The organism is Pedobacter sp. UBA5917 (genome assembly GCF_002432345.1).
Classification (GTDB): domain Bacteria; phylum Bacteroidota; class Bacteroidia; order Sphingobacteriales; family Sphingobacteriaceae; genus Pedobacter.
Map to the genome: position 1 here is coordinate 1 of NZ_DJDT01000294.1, position 3,728 is coordinate 3,728.

Here is a 3,728-nt window from a genome sequence, read left to right on the forward strand (position 1 = left end):
ATCGCCGTTAACCGAACCCTGGTTTCCGGCTGTTGTGCCTGTTCCATCTCCCTGGCCTTGCCCTGTACTCTTTTTGCCCTTATAAAGCGCATTTTGATTGATTACCGGTTTGGCTGGTTTATCTTCTGTTACCGTTGTTGGAGCTGCTTTAGTTGGTTTCGTAGTCGTTTTGGTATTTACCGCAATCGCATCCTCGGTATTCTGTGTCTGGATCTCCTTGTTGCTGTTTTCGGTAGTGGTTGTTGGTGTAACCTTTTCTTCCGGTGTTACCTTTTCAGGGGCTTTACCGTTTGCATTTGGATCTGCAGATGGTTCTTCGATGCTGGTATAATCATCGCCCATACCTTCGGCCGAAGTTCCATAATTTACTACCATGCCACCCATACCCAGCTCTTCGGGCGGTTGGAACGACCCAATCACAATAAAAAAGCTGATCAACAACAAGAAGCCCATAATACCACTTGCTATCGCAATGGCCTTGGGATAGTTGTTTTCCTGCTGGGGTATATTTTGTGCTTTGTAGTTCATTATTTTTTAGGCTCAACGGCTACAACAAGTTTCAATTTTAATTTATTGGCTATATCGTTTACCACAAATCCATCCTGGTAGGTTACGTTACGCGATACATATAAAAGAATGGTCATATCTGGTGCCAGTTTTTGGTATGATGCCAATGTTGGTTCTAATTCTTCGATACTAACCGGTTTCTTTTCAACGAAATATTTCAGGTTTTCGTCTATGGTAACCGTAACTGCTTTTTTGGCGGTCGATTGCTGTCCGCTTGAGGATTGTGGCAACAATAATTTAACAACGGTAGGATTTACCACGGCTGAGGCCAATAGGAAAAACAGCATCAGGAAGAACATAATATCGTTCAACGCTGAAGTATGTACTTCTACCGATCCTTTTGTTCTTTTGCGTAAATTCATTATTTGCCCGGTTCTTCTAGTAAATCAATAAAATCAATTGCATCGGTTTCCATTTTAAGGATGATTTTCTCCACCATAATGTTTAAGATGTGGTACAGTACGTAAGCAATAATACCGATAATTAATCCGGTTGCCGAGGTGATCATTTTGGTATATAAACCGCCAGAAATGGTTCCGATTTCAATCGCTCCTTTAATAGATACCTGGTGGAAGATGGTAATTACCCCCACAATGGTCCCCACGAAACCAAGCATCGGTGCAATACCGGCTACAATACCCAATATGCTGATGTTTTTTTCGAGTTTGGAAACCTCTAATTTACCTACGTTTTCGATGGCTCCTTCAATATCTTTGATCGGACGACCGATACGTTTTAAACCTTTTTGCAACATGCGCGAAAGGGGAGAATTGTTATTTCTTAAAAGCGACATAGCTCCATCCAGATTTCCAGACTGGATATAAGACCTGATCTGAACCATTAGGTTGGCTTCATCTTTAGTGGCTTTTTTAATGGTGAGGTAGCGTTCAACAAAAATAATTAAAGCTAAAAAGGCTAAAAAAGCCAAAGGGATCATTACCCAACCGCCTTTAAAAAGAAGATCGATAAAATGTAATTGTTCCTGTGGTTGTGTTACTGGCTGGTTTAGCGCATTTGCGGTGTCTTGTAATGCTTTTGTGGTGTCTTGAATTAATAAATTTATCATTTTGGTTGTGTGTTGTTAAGTTTTTGCTGTACAAAGTACCCTTTTCCTTTAAGTTTTTCCTGTAAGATATTTTTTTGCTTCAGTGCTTCCTGTTCGGTACTGAAACTGGCTATACTTACTTTTTTTAATCGGCCCGGTACAGTAGCAATTTCTGCTTTTAAACCGATTTTTTCCATTTGCTCTACAAATACCAATGCTTTTTTTTCTGATTGGAATGATGCTGCAATAACATAAAACGTAGAAGGACCGCTGTTTGGTACAACCTTATCTTCTTTTGGTTTTTCAACAGGCGGGGCAACAATCGGTTTTTCTACCGGTTTAACCGCTGTTTTTTTGTCCGTATCTGCTTTTTTCTGAACCTGGTTGGCTTTTAAAATGCTATCGGTTTTGGCGATAGAATCCCTTTTTATTTTAGCCGAATCAACTGCAACTTTTGGAGAATCGATAAGTGCTGGCGCTACTTTAGCTGCTTCGGTTTTGCCGTTAAAAAGTTCGGGTTTAACCAAATAAGTAATGGCTGCAATAATTACGAGGATTAAAATAACTATGGTTACTTTTAACCAGGTAGACATGCCGGGTTGTGGTTCCTGATTGTGTATAATCGGATCGTGGCCAAAACGGTTAGGATGCTCGGCATGTTGCTCTTTAATAAATGCAGGCGCCTCTATTACCGGTTCTTCGTGTTTGGTTTCTTCCTCTAAATGAATGTATGTTTTTGGCTCCTCGGTTTCTGATCGAAGCGAAAAACGGCTCGAGTATTCTCTTTGTGGTGTAACAACCGTTTCGGGAGTTACTGTTTCGACAGCGCCGGCTGGATTATTTTCTACTTCGCTTTCTGGTGTATGGCCAAAACGTTCCGGATTTTCTTTGTGCTGTTCCACAACAGCTTCAGGAACATCAACTTCTTTGGGTTCCTCAACCGTAGTCAATGGATCAGGCGCTGCTGTATTTTCGGCAACTTCTGCTTCATTTTCTGTTTTAACAGGTAGGGTAGCTTCAATGGTCTGATCTTCTTCAGCAACATTTTCTACTTCCGGTTCTATTGTATCTTCCGGAGTTTCTATTTTATTTTCTGTTTCAGCAACAGGTGCAGTTTCAACCGCCTGATGTTCGGCAGCAATATTTTCCACTTCGCTTTCTGGCGTATGGCCAAAACGGTTCGGATGCTCTTCGTGCTGCTCTTTGATAAATTCAGGCGCTTCAGTAATTTCTTCTGCCGAAGTTTCCGAATGTTGTAAAGTATGTTTAAGGTCGTCCTTCACTTCGTCCAGTTCTACATTTTCGATAACCGGATGATGGTACGATTTATTTTCGAACGGAGAAGGTGCAACGGGTGCCTCGGCAATTTCGTCGTATACTTCTTCCTCTTCTTTTGGTAAATCTGTTTTTACTTCTTCAATTGCAGTTTCTGGCAGCGAAGGCAATCCATAAAATTCGGAACCGTAGTTGATGTTTTTTATCGGCTCGAAATCAAGCCCCTGTTCGGTGAAAAATAAACGGCCGGTTTTTTCCAGTTCGATCTCATGATCGAGTTCGAGTTTCTGGTTTACTTCTTCAACAAACTGTGAAATGTAATAATTGGCACTTTCGGCAGAGATATTCCTTTTAGCAGAAATAAACTCAGCCAGGGCCATTTCTTCGGTAACATCAACTGTAAACTGAAGCGTATATCCCGGAGGTAAAAACGTCTGTTTTTCCTTATCGTATCTTCCCGGGTATTTCTTTTTATAAAAGGTGCCCAAGCCGGTAATACCAACTTCTTTGCGTTGCTGCAAAAGTTCTAAAAGGTATGATAAGATATCCATTCGGGTAAAATTAAGCGTTTAAAATTAAAAATTATATTCTACCTTCAAATAGTGTCTGCAGGTGTATTTATACATCCTATTCCAAAAAAGGGACAAAAACGAATAAGGTCTGTTATTTTGAACCTGAAAAACCACAGCTTTAATTAACCTATACCTGTATCCGTGTAAAGATAACGGTTACAAAGATAGAAATGGTATGTTAGTAAGCAAATGGCTAAATCGATATATTGCCATCGTGTGGGCACAAGTTCAAAGATTTTTTTTCCGTTCCTATGCCGCGGAGGCATGGT

General features: G+C 40.5%; 3 protein-coding genes and 1 pseudogene. All 4 read right to left on the reverse strand.

Features of this window, described 5'->3' with window-relative positions:
* A pseudogene (locus B2V92_RS20545) lies at positions 1-528 on the reverse strand (energy transducer TonB); the annotation flags it as partial.
* Positions 528-929 carry an ExbD/TolR family protein gene (locus B2V92_RS20550; RefSeq protein ID WP_025144642.1) on the reverse strand — a complete coding sequence of 134 codons (402 nt, stop codon included), beginning with the start codon at positions 927-929 and terminating at the stop codon, positions 528-530. The pseudogene B2V92_RS20545 and the gene B2V92_RS20550, both read right to left, overlap by 1 nt.
* Entirely contained in the window at positions 929-1,633 is a 705-nt protein-coding gene (locus B2V92_RS20555; protein WP_293311782.1) for a MotA/TolQ/ExbB proton channel family protein, read from the reverse strand. Before B2V92_RS20555 ends, B2V92_RS20550 begins: the two co-directional genes overlap by 1 nt.
* A complete protein-coding gene (locus B2V92_RS20560) occupies positions 1,630-3,438 on the reverse strand; it encodes an SPOR domain-containing protein (protein ID WP_293311784.1) in 1,809 nt (602 codons plus the stop codon). The genes B2V92_RS20555 and B2V92_RS20560 overlap by 4 nt, the downstream gene beginning before the upstream one ends.
* Positions 3,439-3,728 lie beyond the last annotated feature (290 nt).